Raw genomic sequence first — 12,987 nt, 5'->3', positions numbered from 1 at the left:
TCCGGCGGCGGCAAAGCGGCGTATCGTACACCTTTCCGGCAATCGTTGCGCGCCCGGTTAACACATCCAGTGATTGATGCCGGGGGCATCAATCACCGCGCCATGCATTACAGGAACAGCTTGTAGACCGGATTCGCGCTCTCGTCCCAATAGCGATAACCGAGCGTGGCGAGGAACTGGCGGAACTCGTCCATCTCGCCGGACGGCACCTGCAGGCCGACGAGGATGCGGCCCACGTCGCCGCCCTGGTTCCGGTAGTGGAACAGGGAGATGTTCCAGTTCGGCGCCATGCTGTCCAGGAAGCGCATCAGCGCGCCCGGGCGCTCCGGGAATTCGAAGCGGTACAGCAGTTCGTCGTGCGCGAGCCTGCTCTTACCGCCGACGAGGTGGCGCACGTGCTGCTTGGCCAGTTCGTCGTGCGTGAGGTCGAGGGTGCGGAAACCGTGTTCCTCAAACGTGCGCGCGACGGTGCCGGACTCGCTGCGGCTGCCGATCTGCACGCCGACGAAGACGTGCGCCTCGCGCTCGTCGCTGATGCGGTAGTTGAATTCGGTGACGTTGCGCGGCCCGATCAGCGCGCAGAAGCGTTTAAAACTGCCGCGCTGCTCGGGGATCGTCACGGCGAACACGGCTTCGCGCGCCTCGCCCAGTTCGGCGCGCTCGGCGACGAAACGCAGGCGGTCGAAGTTCATGTTCGCGCCGGACGGCACGGCGACGAGCGTCTCGCCGCGCACCGGATTCTTCGTCATCAGCGAGCGTTCCACGTACGCCTTGGCACCCGCGACGGCCAGCGCGCCGGACGGTTCCACGATGCTGCGCGTGTCGGTGAACACGTCCTTGATGGCGGCGCAGATGGCGTCGTTGTCGACGATGATGATTTCATCGACGAGTTCCTGGCACAGGCGGAAGGTTTCCGAGCCCACGAGGCGCACGGCGGTACCGTCCGCGAACAGGCCGACGTCCGGCAGGGTCACGCGCTCGCCGGCCTTGAGGCTGCGCGCCATCGCGTCCGAATCGTTCGTCTGCACGCCGATGATCTTGATGTCGGGGCGGATCTGTTTTACGTACGCGGCCACGCCACTGATCAGGCCGCCGCCGCCGATGGCGAGGAAGATCGCGTGGATCGGCGCCGAATGCTGGCGCAGGATCTCGACGCCGATCGTGCCCTGGCCGGCGATGACGTCCGGATCGTCGAACGGGTGCACGAACGCCAGCTTCTGTTCCTTTTCCAGCATCTGCGCATGGTTGAACGCATCCGTGTACGACTCGCCGTGCAGCACGACTTCCACGTTGCTGCCGCCGAACGCGCGCACCGCATCCACTTTCACGCTGGGCGTGGTGGTCGGCATCACGATCACGGCACGGCAGTTCAGCCGCGCCGCCGACATGGCGACGCCCTGGGCATGGTTGCCGGCCGACGCGCAAATCACGCCGCGTTTCAGTTGCGATTCCGACAGGTTGGCCATCTTGTTGTAGGCGCCGCGCAGCTTGAAGCTGAACACGCTCTGCATGTCCTCGCGCTTCAGGTAAATCTTGTTGTCGGTGCGCTTCGACAGGCTGGGGGCGTACTCCAGCGGGGTTTCGACGGCCACGTCGTAGACGCGCGCGGTGAGGATTTTCTTGAGATAGTCGGTAGTCATGATCGGTGCGGGGCTGTTCGGGTTCCGGGGCGACGCTGACTGTCCTGCTTGGTGGGTAACCGAGGCGAGCAGTGCGGCACGAAGGCTTGGTAGAGCCTGGCGTACCGTGTCGTTACGAAGGACACCTCGAAAAACCGTCGCGAGCGGCAGCAATGTCGTCCGAGAAGCGCGGCTGTACGAATAGTACGGCGAGCATCGCAGGACGACAGTGCAACGCGCAGCAGGCGTTTCGACGTGTCCGGGTGTTTCTCTTCATTATAATGTAATGGACCGGTGCTCTTGCCGTCCATCCTTTCCTGCCGATGATCGAATCCGCCGTCCTGTGGCTGCTGAAATTCCTCGCCGTGCCCACCGTGGGCCTGACGTCGGTATTCCTCATCGCCTTCGTGTCCGCAACCCTGCTGCCGCTCGGCTCCGAGCCGGCCGTGTTCGCCGTCGTGAAAGCGAATCCCGCGATGTTCTGGCCTACCGTCCTCGTCGCCACCCTGGGCAACACGCTGGGCGGCATCGTCGACTACTGGATCGGCTACCGCGCCAAGGTCGCCTTCGCGAAGGAACGCTCGTCGCGCTGGTTCCACTGGCTCAAACGCTACGGCGCGAAGACGATGCTGCTGTCCTGGGTGCCGGGCATCGGCGACCCGCTGTGCACGCTGGCGGGCTGGCTGCACCTGCCGTTCTGGCCCAGCGTCATCTATATGGCCATCGGCAAGTTCGGGCGCTATGTGTTCATGACGGTCACGCTGCTGTACGTGCCGGACGGGTGGTGGAAGTGGCTGGGGGAGATGAGCAGCAAGCTGTTCGGATGAACGGCTCCATCCGGCGTGGATAAGATGCCTATTGTTTCATCACGCCGAGCTTTCGCCGGAAAATCTTGCATTCAACCAAAACAAATTTGCGCGAAAGCGTCGTTTTCCGCCCGTTTCTGCTTTTTCGCCATTGCAAAAATTATTCCTTCCCCAGCGTGGTGCATCGCAATAAGCTAGAATAGAGAGTCCTACGCGTCAGTACGACAGTCGATCTCCCCATGAACGCTCCTGCCAATATCCACGCCCTGCTCGAAGAAAACGCACCCATCCGGCTGCGCGAAATCCCCTATAACTACACGTCGTTCTCCGATCGCGAGATCGTGATCCGTCTGCTGGGCGAGTCATCGTGGCAGTTGCTGGATGAATTGCGCGGTGCCCGCCAGACCGGGCGCTCGGCCCGCATGCTGTACGAAGTCCTGGGCGACATCTGGGTCGTGCGCCGCAATCCATACCTGCAGGACGACCTGCTGGACAACCCGAAGCGCCGCGCCAAGCTGATCGAGGCACTGCATCACCGCCTGGCGGAAGTCGACAAGCGCCGCCTGACCGTCGATGCCGGCGAAGCCGATCCCGCCACCGCCGCGCGCCGCAGCGCCGCCGTCGAGCAGCTGCTCGTCGCCGCGCGCAAGGCCGTCGACGACTTCGGCCGCGAATTCGCGGACACCTACGACCTGCGCAAGCGCGCCAAGGCCGTGCTGGGCCGCTACACCGACAAGCGCAACATTCGTTTCGACGGCATGCACCGCACGTCGCACGTGACGGACGCTACCGACTGGCGCGTCGAATACCCGTTCCTCGTCCTGCTGCCGGATTCGGAAGACGAGATGGCCGGCCTCGTGAAAGGCTGTATCGAACTCGGGCTGACCATCATCCCGCGCGGCGGCGGCACAGGTTACACGGGCGGCGCGATTCCGCTGTCGCCGATGTCGGCCGTGATCAACACGGAAAAGCTGCTGCAGATGGGCGAGGTCGAGATGACGCGCCTGCCGGGCGTCGACCGCGACTACGCGACCATCTTCACGGGCGCCGGCGTCGTCACGCAGCGCGTGTCGCAGGCGGCCGAGAAGGCCGGCTTCGTGTTCGCCGTCGACCCGACGTCCGCGCACGCCTCGTGCATCGGCGGGAACATCGCGATGAACGCGGGCGGCAAGAAGGCCGTCCTGTGGGGCACGGCGCTGGACAATCTCGCTTCGTGGCGCATGGTCGACCCGAACGGCGACTGGCTCGACGTCACGCGCGTCGACCACAACCTGGGCAAGATCCACGACGCCCCGGTGGCGACGTTCAAGCTCGAATGGACGCACCCGTCGGAAAAGGGCGCGCCGAAAGGTGCGCCGTTCCGCACCGAGACGCTGGCCATCGAAGGCCGCCGCTTCCGCAAGGAAGGCCTTGGCAAGGACGTCACCGACAAATTCCTCGCCGGTCTGCCGGGCATCCAGAAAGAGGGCACCGATGGTTTGATCACGTCGTCGCGCTGGATCCTGCACAAGATGCCGAAGTTCACGCGCACCGTCGCGCTGGAATTCTTCGGCCAGGCGCGCGATGCGATCCCGTCGATCGTCGAGATCAAGGATTACCTCGACAGCCTGCCGAAGAGCGGCAAGCCGGAATTCGCCAGCCTGCGCCTCGCGGGCCTGGAACACCTGGACGAGCGCTACCTGCGCGCCGTCGGCTATGCGACGAAATCCAAGCGCGGCACCCTGCCGAAGATGGCGCTGTTCGGCGACATCGTCGGCGACGACGAGAATGCCGTCGCGCTGGCCACGTCGGAAGTCGTGCGTCTTGCGAACACGCGCGTGGGCGAGGGCTTCGTCGCCGTCAGCCCGGAAGCCCGCAAAAAATTCTGGCTCGACCGCTCGCGCACCGCGGCCATCGCGCGCCACACGAACGCCTTCAAGATCAACGAAGACGTCGTCATTCCGCTGAACCGGATGGGCGAGTACACCGACGGCATCGAGCGCATCAACGTCGAGCTGTCGATCAAGAACAAGCTGCAGCTCGTCGAGGAACTGCACGCCTATTTCGCGGCCGGGAACCTGGAAGTGACGAAGGCGGACGATGCAACCGGCGAAGGCGTGTCGAAGGAAGAGATCCTCGGCGACCGTCCGCAGCAGGCCGACGAGCTGCTGGGCCGCGTCGCGGCGCGCTGGACCTGGATCACGGCGAACCTCGACCAGCCGCTGGGCGACGTGCTCGACAAGCTCGCCGACGTCGGCCTCGATGGTCTCGCCGGCACGTTCCAGGCGCGCCTCACGCAGCAGCCGGGCGCGAAGCTGTTCGACGTCGTGCAGGACCATACCGTGCGCGTCTCGTGGAAGCAGGAGATCCGCGCGCCGCTGCGCCACATCTTCAATGGCGCGGCCTACGAGCCGATCCTGGCTGAGGCCACCGCGATCCACAAGCGCGTGCTGCGTTCGCGCGTGTTCGTCGCGCTGCACATGCACGCCGGCGACGGCAACGTGCACACGAACCTGCCCGTGAACTCGGACGATTACGCGATGCTGCAGGACGCGCACAAGGCCGTCGAGCGCATCATGAAGCTGGCGCGTTCGCTGGATGGCGTCATCTCGGGCGAACACGGCATCGGCATCACGAAGCTGGAATTCCTCACCGACGACGAGATCCGCGACTTCCGCGACTACAAGCAGCGCGTGGACCCGGAAGGCCGCTTCAACAAGGGCAAGCTGCTGAACAGCGAGACCACGTACGCCGACCTGCGCAACGCGTACACGCCGTCGTTCGGCCTGATGGGCCACGAGTCGCTGATCATGCAGCAGAGCGACATCGGCGAGATCGCCAACAGCGTCAAGGACTGCCTGCGCTGCGGCAAGTGCAAGCCCGTGTGCACGACGCACGTGCCGCAATCGAATCTGCTGTACTCGCCGCGCGACAAGATCCTCGCGACGTCCGCGCTGATCGAAGCGTTCCTGTACGAAGAGCAGACGCGCCGCGGCGTGTCGATCCGCCACTGGGAAGAATTCGAGGACGTGTCCGACCACTGCACCGTGTGCCACAAGTGCGTGACGCCGTGCCCGGTCAACATCGACTTCGGCGACGTCTCGATGAACATGCGTAACCTGCTGCGCAAGATGGACAAGCGCAGCTTCAAGCCGGCCCACCGCGCGGGCATGTTCTTCCTGAACGCGACCGATCCGACGACGATCAACGCGATGCGCAAGGGGATGATCGACTGGGGCTACAAGGCCCAGCGTCTCGGCGCGACCGTGCTGAAGGCCGTTGCGAAAGAGCAGACGAAGGCACCGCCTCCGACGACCGGCAAGGCGCCGATCCGCGAGCAGGTGATCCACTTCGTGAACAAGAAGATGCCGGGCAACCTGCCGAAGAAGACGGCGCGCGCGCTGCTGGACATCGAGGACGACAAGGTCATCCCGATCATCCGCAATCCGAAGGTCACCAACGCCGATACGGAAGCCGTGTTCTACTTCCCGGGCTGCGGTTCCGAGCGCCTGTTCTCGCAGGTGGGCCTGGCCACGCAGGCGATGCTGTGGGAAGTGGGCGTGCAGACCGTGCTGCCGCCGGGCTATCTGTGCTGCGGCTATCCGCAGCGCGGCGCCGGCCAGTACGACAAGGCCGACAAGATGATGACGGATAACCGCGTGCTGTTCCACCGCATGGCCAACACGCTGAACTACCTCGACATCAAGACGGTCCTCGTCTCGTGCGGCACCTGCTACGACCAGCTCGCGACCTACGAGTTCGAGAAGATCTTCCCGGGCTGCCGCATCATGGACATCCACGAGTACCTGCTGGAGAAGGGCGTCAAGCTGGAAGGCGTGACGGGGATGCGCTACATGTACCACGAACCGTGCCACAACCCGATGAAGCTGGGCGATTCGATGAAGACCGTGAACGCGCTCGTGCAGACCGTCGACAACGTCAAGATCGAGAAGAACGACCGCTGCTGCGGCGAGTCGGGCACGTTCGCCGTGAGCCGTCCGGACATCTCGACCCAGGTCCGCTTCCGCAAGGAGCAGGAAATGGTGAAGGGTGCCGACAAGCTGCGCGCCGACGGTTTCGGTGGCGACGTCAAGATCCTGACGAGCTGCCCGTCCTGCCTGCAGGGACTGAACCGCTACAACGACGATTCGGGCACCACGGCCGACTACATCGTCGTCGAGATGGCGCGTCACCTGCTGGGCGAGAACTGGATGCCGAACTACGTGGCCAACGCCAACAACGGCGGTATCGAGCGGGTGCTTGTATGATCGGTTGCGAGTTGTGCGAACTGGCCGTGCCGACTGTCGTCGATAACGACAAGTTCGCCGTCATCCTCGTCGACGATGCCAACTACCCCGGCTTCGCGCGCGTGATCTGGAAAGACCATGTGCGCGAAGTGAGCGACCTCGCGGATGCGGATCGCCTGCTGCTGAACGACGCGGTGTGGCAGCTCGAACTCGCCGTGCGCGAGGTGATGCAGCCGCTGAAAGTCAACGTGGCGAGCCTCGGCAACGTGGTGCCGCACCTGCACTGGCACGTGATCCCGCGCTACGCCGACGACGCGCACTTCCCCGCGCCCGTGTGGGCGCAGGCGCAGCGCACGACGGACGAGACGGTGCTGGTCGCGCGCCGGGCACTGGTGCCGCAACTGGCGGAAGCGATCAAGCGCCGCTTCATTAAGCGGTAAAATTCGCCTATCCACGTCGTCCCCGCGAAGGCGGGGACCCAATTTCGCAAGCGCCGACGCGACGCGCGCAGAACTTGGGCTCCCGCCTTCGCGGGAGCGACGGTAATCGACACTCCCGATTCTATTTGCACGTCGTCCCCGCGGAGGCGGGGACCCAATTTCGCAAGCGCCGACGCGATGCGCGCAGAACGTGGGCTCCCGCCTTCGCGGGAGCGACGGTAATTAACACTCCCGATCCTATTATGCCCACCCCCACCAACCTCACCATCCGCCAGCAATCGAAGATCCTGGAAATCGCCTTCGACGACGGCGCCGCGTTCTCCATCCCGTTCGAGCTGATGCGCGTGTACTCGCCGTCGGCCGAAGTGAAGGGCCACGGCCCGGGCCAGGAAGTGCTCCAGGTCGGCAAGCGCGATGTGGGCATCCGCGGCGTCGAGCCGGTCGGGAACTATGGCGTCAAGCCGCTGTTCACGGACGGCCACGAGTCCGGCATCTTCACGTGGGACTATCTGTACAAGCTGGGCAACGAGCATGACGTCCTGTGGCAGGACTACCTGGGCCGCCTGCACGCGGCGGGGTATGAAGGCGACAGCGGCCGCGAGGCCAGTGCCGTGCCGGCGGCCGGGCCGAAGGGCGGCGGTTGCGGTAGCGGTGGATGTAGCCACTGAACGAAAAAAGCGCCGGTTTGCACACGGCGCTTTTTCGTTTACCGGCCTGGAATTACTGCGGCTGGATGTTTGCAGCCTGCTTGCCTTTCGGGCCGGAGGTCACGTCGAAGGTGACGCGCTGGTTTTCCGCCAGCGATTTGAAGCCTGCCGAATTGATGGCCGAGAAGTGTGCGAACAGATCGTCGCCACCATCGTCAGGTTTGATGAAGCCAAAGCCTTTTGCGTCGTTGAACCATTTCACGGTGCCAGTCGCCATGTGTCTCTCTCTCAAGAATTTTTTTAACAAGTAATGAAGTATCGCCGGCAGCACATGGTTAAGCGATAAACATCCCTGTTCCAGACTGTGCGCGAGCGAAAACCATTATAAGCAGAGTTTTAACAATTGGGATGCACGATTGTTATCGTGTGTGGTAAAGCCGACATTGGCACCGCCGCAAACGTTTTCTTCGCGTGCGCCCGGGTAAGTCATCTTTAAGCCGGGCGGCGGACCCCCGCTTGTATAATGTGGCAAGACTAAACGGCTTGCTACTATGACCAACACCACCCATTTCGGCTACAAGACCGTCTCGGAAGACGAGAAGGTCCACGAGGTAGCCAAGGTATTCCACTCGGTCGCGTCCAAATACGACGTGATGAACGACCTGATGTCCGCCGGCCTGCACCGCGTGTGGAAGGCGTTCACCATCGCCCAGGCCGGCATTCGTCCCGGCTTCAAGGTGCTCGACATCGCCGGCGGCACGGGCGACTTGTCGAAGGCATTCGCCAAGGCGGCGGGGCCGAGCGGCGAGGTGTGGCTCACGGACATCAACGAGTCGATGCTGCGCGTGGGCCGCGATCGTCTATTGAACAAAGGTCTGGTCACCCCCACCTTACTGTGTGACGCGGAGAAACTGCCGTTCCCGGACAATTATTTCGATCGCGTCAGCGTGGCCTTTGGCCTGCGCAACATGACGCACAAGGATCAGGCTCTGGCGGAAATGCGCCGTGTGCTCAAGCCGGGCGGCAAGTTGCTGGTGCTGGAGTTTTCCAAAGTGGCGGCGCCGCTGCAAAAACCGTACGACGTGTATTCGTTCTCGGTGCTGCCGTGGCTGGGCCAGCGCATCGCCAACGATGCGGAAAGCTACCGGTATCTGGCGGAATCGATCCGCATGCATCCGGACCAGGAAACGCTGAAGGGCATGATGGAAACGGCGGGCCTGGAAAGAGTGCAGTACTACAACCTGACGGCCGGTGTGGCCGCACTGCACACCGGCATCAAACTTTGAGGTGAGCTGATGAAAAAGTTTTTGGCCAGCATGATGATCGCGCTGATGACGCTGTCGAGCGTCGCCGATGCGCGTCCGGTCGGCGGTGGCCGTTCGTTCGGCCGCCAGTCGCAGTCCGTGAGCCGCATGCGCGCACCTGCGCCGGCGCCGACGCCTGCCCAGCAGCCGTCGTACCAGCAGCGTCCGGCGCCGGCCCCCATGGCGCCGGCCCAGGTGCCGCAGAAGCGGCCGAGCATGTGGAAAGGCGTGCTGGGCGGCGCATTGCTGGGCCTTGGCCTGGGCGCGCTGTTCTCGCACTTCGGCATCGGCGGCGCGATGGCCAGCGCCCTGTCGTCGCTGCTGATGATCCTGCTGCTCGTGTTCGCCGTGATGTTCATCATCCGCATGTTCCGCCGCAAGGACACGCCGGCCAACCCGACTTTCACGGGTTTTAACCAGAATCCCGTGCCGGCCTCGGCCACGCCGGAAATCGGTTCGGGCCTGAACAATGCCTATGCCGGCAACCAGGGCGGTTTCCAGTCGGGCTTCTCGAATGCGCCGTCGCTCGACAAGGCCGCGCCCGCGCACGAGCAGTGGGGCGTGCTGCCCGGGTTCGACACGGAAGCGTTCCTGCGCCACGCCAGGTCCTCATTCATCCGCATGCAAGCGGCCTGGGACCGCGGCGACCTCGCCGACCTGCGCGAATTCACGTCGCCCGAGGTGTACGCCGAACTGTCGCTGCAGATCCAGGAACGGGGCGGCCAGCCGGACTACACGGAAGTCGTCAACATCGATTCGCAGCTGCTGGGCATCGAGACGACCGACCGCGATTACCTGGCGAGCGTCCAGTTCAACGGCATGATCCGCAACGCGCCGGGCGCGGCGCCGGAACCGTTCGTCGAAGTCTGGAACCTGGCCAAGCCGCTGGCCGGCAATGGCGGCTGGGTCCTGGCGGGCATTCAGCAGATCACTTGAAATTTTCGCAAGAAAAGTTCCGTGCTCCGGGGTTTATGCTCTGGTGAACTGGTAAGATCGAAACCGCCCGACCTATGCCGGGCGGTTTTATTTTGTGTAGATGAAAATGGTCATGTCTTCGACTCCCTCTTTCCTGTCGCCGTCGGCTCCGGCCGTAGCGACGATCAATCACCTGCTGGCACAGGAAGCGTGGGCGCGCGACGCGTTGATGCGCCATGCCGGCAAGACCGCCGTCATCGATACCGGGCACCTCGCCCTGCGCATGCGCGTCGCGCGCGACGGCATGCTCGAGACGGCGGGCGTCGACGACGCGGCCAGCGTCACCATCCACGTCAAGCTCTCCGACCTGCCGCTGATCCTGCAGAACCGCGACCGCGCGTTTTCGTACGTACGGATCGAGGGCGACGCCGAGTTCGCCAACACGATCTCGCAATTGTCCAAGGGCCTGCGCTGGGATGCCGAGCACGATCTCGAGCGCGTGGTGGGGCCGATCGGCGCCGTGCGCCTGGCCGGCGGTGCGCGCTCGGCGGTGACGGGCGCGGCCACGGCCGGACGCCGGCTCGCGGAAAACGTCGCCGAATTCCTGCTGGAAGAACGCCGCGTGCTCGTGCGCCCGGCGACTGTCGATGATTTCGCCGACGACGTCGGCCGCCTGCGCGACGACGTCGAGCGTACGGCCAAGCGCATCGCCAAACTGGAGCAGAAGCTTGCCGCGCGCAGCATCGCTCCCGTTCCGACGACCCCTGACACGCCTTCGGACCACTGATGATCCTGAAATTCCTGCGCCTGCTGAAGATCTTCACCGTCATCGTCAAGTATGGCCTGGACGAGATCGCGATTTCCGGCCTCCACGTACCCCGTACCGCCCGCCTGATCAATACCGTCTTCTTCTGGCGCCGCATCACGTCGCCGCGCGCGATCCGCCTGCGTCTCGCGCTGGAAGAGCTGGGCCCGATCTTCGTCAAATTCGGCCAGGTGCTGTCGACCCGGCCCGACCTGATGCCGCCGGATATCGTCGAAGAACTGTCGCTGCTGCAGGACCGCGTGCCGCCGTTCGATTCCGACCTGGCCGTCGCCCAGATCACGCGTTCCCTCGGCGCCTCGCCGGAGACGCTGTTCGCATCGTTCGAGCGCACCCCGGTCGCATCCGCATCGATCGCCCAGGTGCACTTTGCCGAGCTCAAGAATGGCAAGCAGGTCGCCGTGAAAGTGCTGCGCCCGGGCATGAAGACCACAATCGATGAAGACATTGCCCTGATGCAGATGGCCGCCGGCGTCATCGAAAAGGTGTGGGCCGACAGCCGTCGCCTGAAGCCGCGCGAGGTCGTGGCCGAGTTCGACAAATACCTGCACGACGAGCTCGACCTGATGCGCGAGGCCGCCAACGCGAGCCAGCTGCGCCGCAATTTTGCGAATTCCGATCTGCTGATGGTGCCGGAGATGTACTGGGACTATTGTTCGAACAGCGTGATCGTGATGGAACGCATGAACGGCATCCCGATCTCGCAGACCGACCGCCTCGTCGCGGCCGGCGTCGACCTCAAGAAATTGTCCAGCGACGGTGTCGAAATCTTCTTCACGCAAGTTTTTCGAGACGGCTTTTTTCACGCGGATATGCACCCGGGTAATATCCTCGTGTCGATCGATCCGGATACGTTCGGGCGCTACATCGCGCTGGACTTCGGCATCGTGGGCACCCTGAACGACTTCGACAAGGATTACCTGTCGCAGAACTTCCTCGCCTTCTTCCGCCGCGACTACAAGCGCGTGGCCGAGGCGCACATCGAATCGGGCTGGGCGCCGCGCGAGACCCGCGTCGACGAACTGGAAGCCGCCGTGCGCGCGACGTGCGAACCCATCTTCGATCGTCCTCTCAAGGACATTTCGTTCGGCCAGGTGCTGCTGCGCCTGTTCCAGACGTCGCGCCGGTTCAACGTCGAAGTGCAGCCGCAGCTCGTGCTGCTGCAAAAGACCATGCTGAACATCGAAGGCCTGGGCCGCCAGCTCGACCCGGACCTCGACCTGTGGAAGACGGCGAAACCGTACCTGGAGCGCTGGATGGCCGAGCAGGTCGGCTGGCGCGGCATGGCCGAGCGCCTGAAGGCGGAGGCGCCGCGCTTCGGCCAGATCCTGCCGCAGCTGCCGCGCCTCGTGCACCAGGTCTTGCACAAGCGGGCGTACAGCGACCTCGACATGGGCGACCTGATGGCCAAGCTGGTCGACCAGCAGCGCCGTACCAACCGCCTGCTGGCCTTCCTCGCCTGCGTGACGGGCGTGCTGACGGTGATCGTCGTCGGCCTGGAGGTCGCCGGGCACCTGCACTGGACGCCGTGATGGCGGCACCGCCCGCTTTCGCCAGCCGCGATCCGCTGTCGCCGCAATTCTGGGACGAGCGCTTCGAGCGCGATTTCACGCCGTGGGAGCGGGGCGGGGTGCCGGCGGCGTTGCGGCGGTTCGTCTCCGCGTCGACGCGTCCGTTGTCGGCATTGATTCCTGGCTGCGGCTCCGCGCACGAGCTGACGCTGATGTGCGAGGCCGGCTGGGACGCCACCGCCATCGATTTTTCGCCCGAAGCCGTCGCGCGCGCCCGCGCGCTGGCCGGACCGTGGGCGGACCGCATCCGGCAAGCCGATTTCTTCGCCTATGCGCCGGAGAAGCCGCTGGACCTGGTCTACGAACAGGCGTTCCTGTGCGCGCTGCCGCGGGCACGCCGGCCGGACGTGGCGCGGCGCTGGGCGGAACTGCTGGGGCAGGGCGGCCTGCTGGCTGGCTATTTCTTCTTTGACGATGTGGCGACGGGACCGCCGTTCGGTATCGTGCGTGATGAGCTCGATGCCTTGCTGAAGCCCGCGTTCGAGTGCATCGCCGACGAGCCCGTCGAGGATTCGATCCCTGTCTTCGCCGGCAAGGAACGCTGGATGATCTGGCGGCGCTTGTAGAATCAGGCAAAAACGGCCCGGTTTCCGGCAACGGCCGGGCCCCACGGCGCCCGATACTCGCTGCTCCTCA

Annotated in this window: 11 protein-coding genes; 9 read left to right on the top strand and 2 right to left on the bottom strand. The window is 64.4% G+C overall.

Annotation, left to right across the window (positions count from 1 at the left end; translation table 11 throughout):
* Positions 1 to 107: 107 nt before the first annotated feature.
* The gene (gene ilvA / locus ACEN9H_RS27835; RefSeq protein WP_413672852.1) at positions 108 to 1,640 is read right to left on the bottom strand and encodes a threonine ammonia-lyase, biosynthetic; all 1,533 of its coding nucleotides are present in this window, start codon (positions 1,638 to 1,640) and stop codon (positions 108 to 110) included.
* 302 nt (positions 1,641 to 1,942) lie between these two features.
* On the opposite strand from ilvA, the gene ACEN9H_RS27830 reads away from it, so the two are divergent.
* The 4 genes from ACEN9H_RS27830 (at position 1,943) to ACEN9H_RS27815 (ending at position 7,759) form a co-directional block, all read left to right on the top strand.
* Positions 1,943 to 2,446, top strand: a complete 504-nt coding sequence (locus ACEN9H_RS27830) for a YqaA family protein (RefSeq protein ID WP_371765209.1) — start codon at positions 1,943 to 1,945, stop codon at positions 2,444 to 2,446.
* Positions 2,447 to 2,664: 218 nt separating this feature from the next.
* The gene (locus ACEN9H_RS27825; protein WP_413672851.1) at positions 2,665 to 6,672 is read left to right on the top strand and encodes a DUF3683 domain-containing protein; all 4,008 of its coding nucleotides are present in this window, start codon (positions 2,665 to 2,667) and stop codon (positions 6,670 to 6,672) included.
* Positions 6,669 to 7,091, top strand: a complete 423-nt coding sequence (locus tag ACEN9H_RS27820; RefSeq protein WP_413672850.1) for an HIT family protein — start codon at positions 6,669 to 6,671, stop codon at positions 7,089 to 7,091. The genes ACEN9H_RS27825 and ACEN9H_RS27820 overlap by 4 nt, the downstream gene beginning before the upstream one ends.
* A gap of 242 nt (positions 7,092 to 7,333) precedes the next feature.
* Positions 7,334 to 7,759: a gamma-butyrobetaine hydroxylase-like domain-containing protein gene (locus tag ACEN9H_RS27815; RefSeq protein WP_056126657.1), complete on the top strand. Its 426-nt coding sequence runs from the start codon at positions 7,334 to 7,336 to the stop codon at positions 7,757 to 7,759.
* A gap of 52 nt (positions 7,760 to 7,811) precedes the next feature.
* On the opposite strand, the gene ACEN9H_RS27810 is transcribed toward ACEN9H_RS27815, so the two are convergent.
* The gene (locus tag ACEN9H_RS27810) at positions 7,812 to 8,015 is read right to left on the bottom strand and encodes a cold-shock protein (protein ID WP_036238916.1); all 204 of its coding nucleotides are present in this window, start codon (positions 8,013 to 8,015) and stop codon (positions 7,812 to 7,814) included.
* Between the two features lie 274 nt (positions 8,016 to 8,289).
* Between ACEN9H_RS27810 and ubiE the strand changes: the two genes are divergently transcribed.
* From ubiE to ACEN9H_RS27785, 5 genes are all read left to right on the top strand, one after another.
* The gene (gene ubiE / locus ACEN9H_RS27805) at positions 8,290 to 9,024 is read left to right on the top strand and encodes a bifunctional demethylmenaquinone methyltransferase/2-methoxy-6-polyprenyl-1,4-benzoquinol methylase UbiE (RefSeq protein ID WP_056126659.1); all 735 of its coding nucleotides are present in this window, start codon (positions 8,290 to 8,292) and stop codon (positions 9,022 to 9,024) included.
* A gap of 9 nt (positions 9,025 to 9,033) precedes the next feature.
* Positions 9,034 to 9,978, top strand: coding sequence for a Tim44 domain-containing protein (locus ACEN9H_RS27800; RefSeq protein WP_413672849.1), 945 nt, complete (start codon positions 9,034 to 9,036; stop codon positions 9,976 to 9,978).
* Positions 9,979 to 10,084: 106 nt separating this feature from the next.
* On the top strand, positions 10,085 to 10,744 hold the full coding sequence (locus tag ACEN9H_RS27795) for an SCP2 domain-containing protein (RefSeq protein ID WP_413672848.1): 660 nt from the start codon (positions 10,085 to 10,087) through the stop codon (positions 10,742 to 10,744).
* Positions 10,744 to 12,312: a ubiquinone biosynthesis regulatory protein kinase UbiB gene (gene ubiB, locus ACEN9H_RS27790; RefSeq protein WP_056126665.1), complete on the top strand. Its 1,569-nt coding sequence runs from the start codon at positions 10,744 to 10,746 to the stop codon at positions 12,310 to 12,312. Before ACEN9H_RS27795 ends, ubiB begins: the two co-directional genes overlap by 1 nt.
* Entirely contained in the window at positions 12,312 to 12,917 is a 606-nt protein-coding gene (locus tag ACEN9H_RS27785) for a methyltransferase (RefSeq protein WP_413672847.1), read from the top strand. The genes ubiB and ACEN9H_RS27785 overlap by 1 nt, the downstream gene beginning before the upstream one ends.
* Positions 12,918 to 12,987: the final 70 nt, after the last annotated feature.

The sequence above is a fragment of the Massilia cellulosiltytica genome (assembly GCF_047325105.1).
GTDB lineage: Bacteria > Pseudomonadota > Gammaproteobacteria > Burkholderiales > Burkholderiaceae_D > Telluria > Telluria orientalis.
The sequence above is the reverse complement of the archived record's forward strand: the minus strand, read 5'-3'. Positions and strand labels throughout refer to the sequence as shown.

Excerpts from the sequence above, each read along its gene's own strand:
- ACEN9H_RS27785 (WP_413672847.1), top strand. The coding sequence starts at position 12,312 with ATGGCGGCACCGCCCGCTTTCGCCAGCCGCGATCCGCTGTCGCCGCAA.
- ACEN9H_RS27825 (WP_413672851.1), top strand. The coding sequence starts at position 2,665 with ATGAACGCTCCTGCCAATATCCACGCCCTGCTCGAAGAAAACGCACCC.
- ilvA (WP_413672852.1), bottom strand. The coding sequence starts at position 1,640 with ATGACTACCGACTATCTCAAGAAAATCCTCACCGCGCGCGTCTACGAC.
- ubiB (WP_056126665.1), top strand. The coding sequence starts at position 10,744 with ATGATCCTGAAATTCCTGCGCCTGCTGAAGATCTTCACCGTCATCGTC.
- ubiE (WP_056126659.1), top strand. The coding sequence starts at position 8,290 with ATGACCAACACCACCCATTTCGGCTACAAGACCGTCTCGGAAGACGAG.
- ACEN9H_RS27795 (WP_413672848.1), top strand. The coding sequence starts at position 10,085 with ATGGTCATGTCTTCGACTCCCTCTTTCCTGTCGCCGTCGGCTCCGGCC.
- ACEN9H_RS27800 (WP_413672849.1), top strand. The coding sequence starts at position 9,034 with ATGAAAAAGTTTTTGGCCAGCATGATGATCGCGCTGATGACGCTGTCG.
- ACEN9H_RS27815 (WP_056126657.1), top strand. The coding sequence starts at position 7,334 with ATGCCCACCCCCACCAACCTCACCATCCGCCAGCAATCGAAGATCCTG.
- ACEN9H_RS27830 (WP_371765209.1), top strand. The coding sequence starts at position 1,943 with ATGATCGAATCCGCCGTCCTGTGGCTGCTGAAATTCCTCGCCGTGCCC.
- ACEN9H_RS27820 (WP_413672850.1), top strand. The coding sequence starts at position 6,669 with ATGATCGGTTGCGAGTTGTGCGAACTGGCCGTGCCGACTGTCGTCGAT.
- ACEN9H_RS27810 (WP_036238916.1), bottom strand. The coding sequence starts at position 8,015 with ATGGCGACTGGCACCGTGAAATGGTTCAACGACGCAAAAGGCTTTGGC.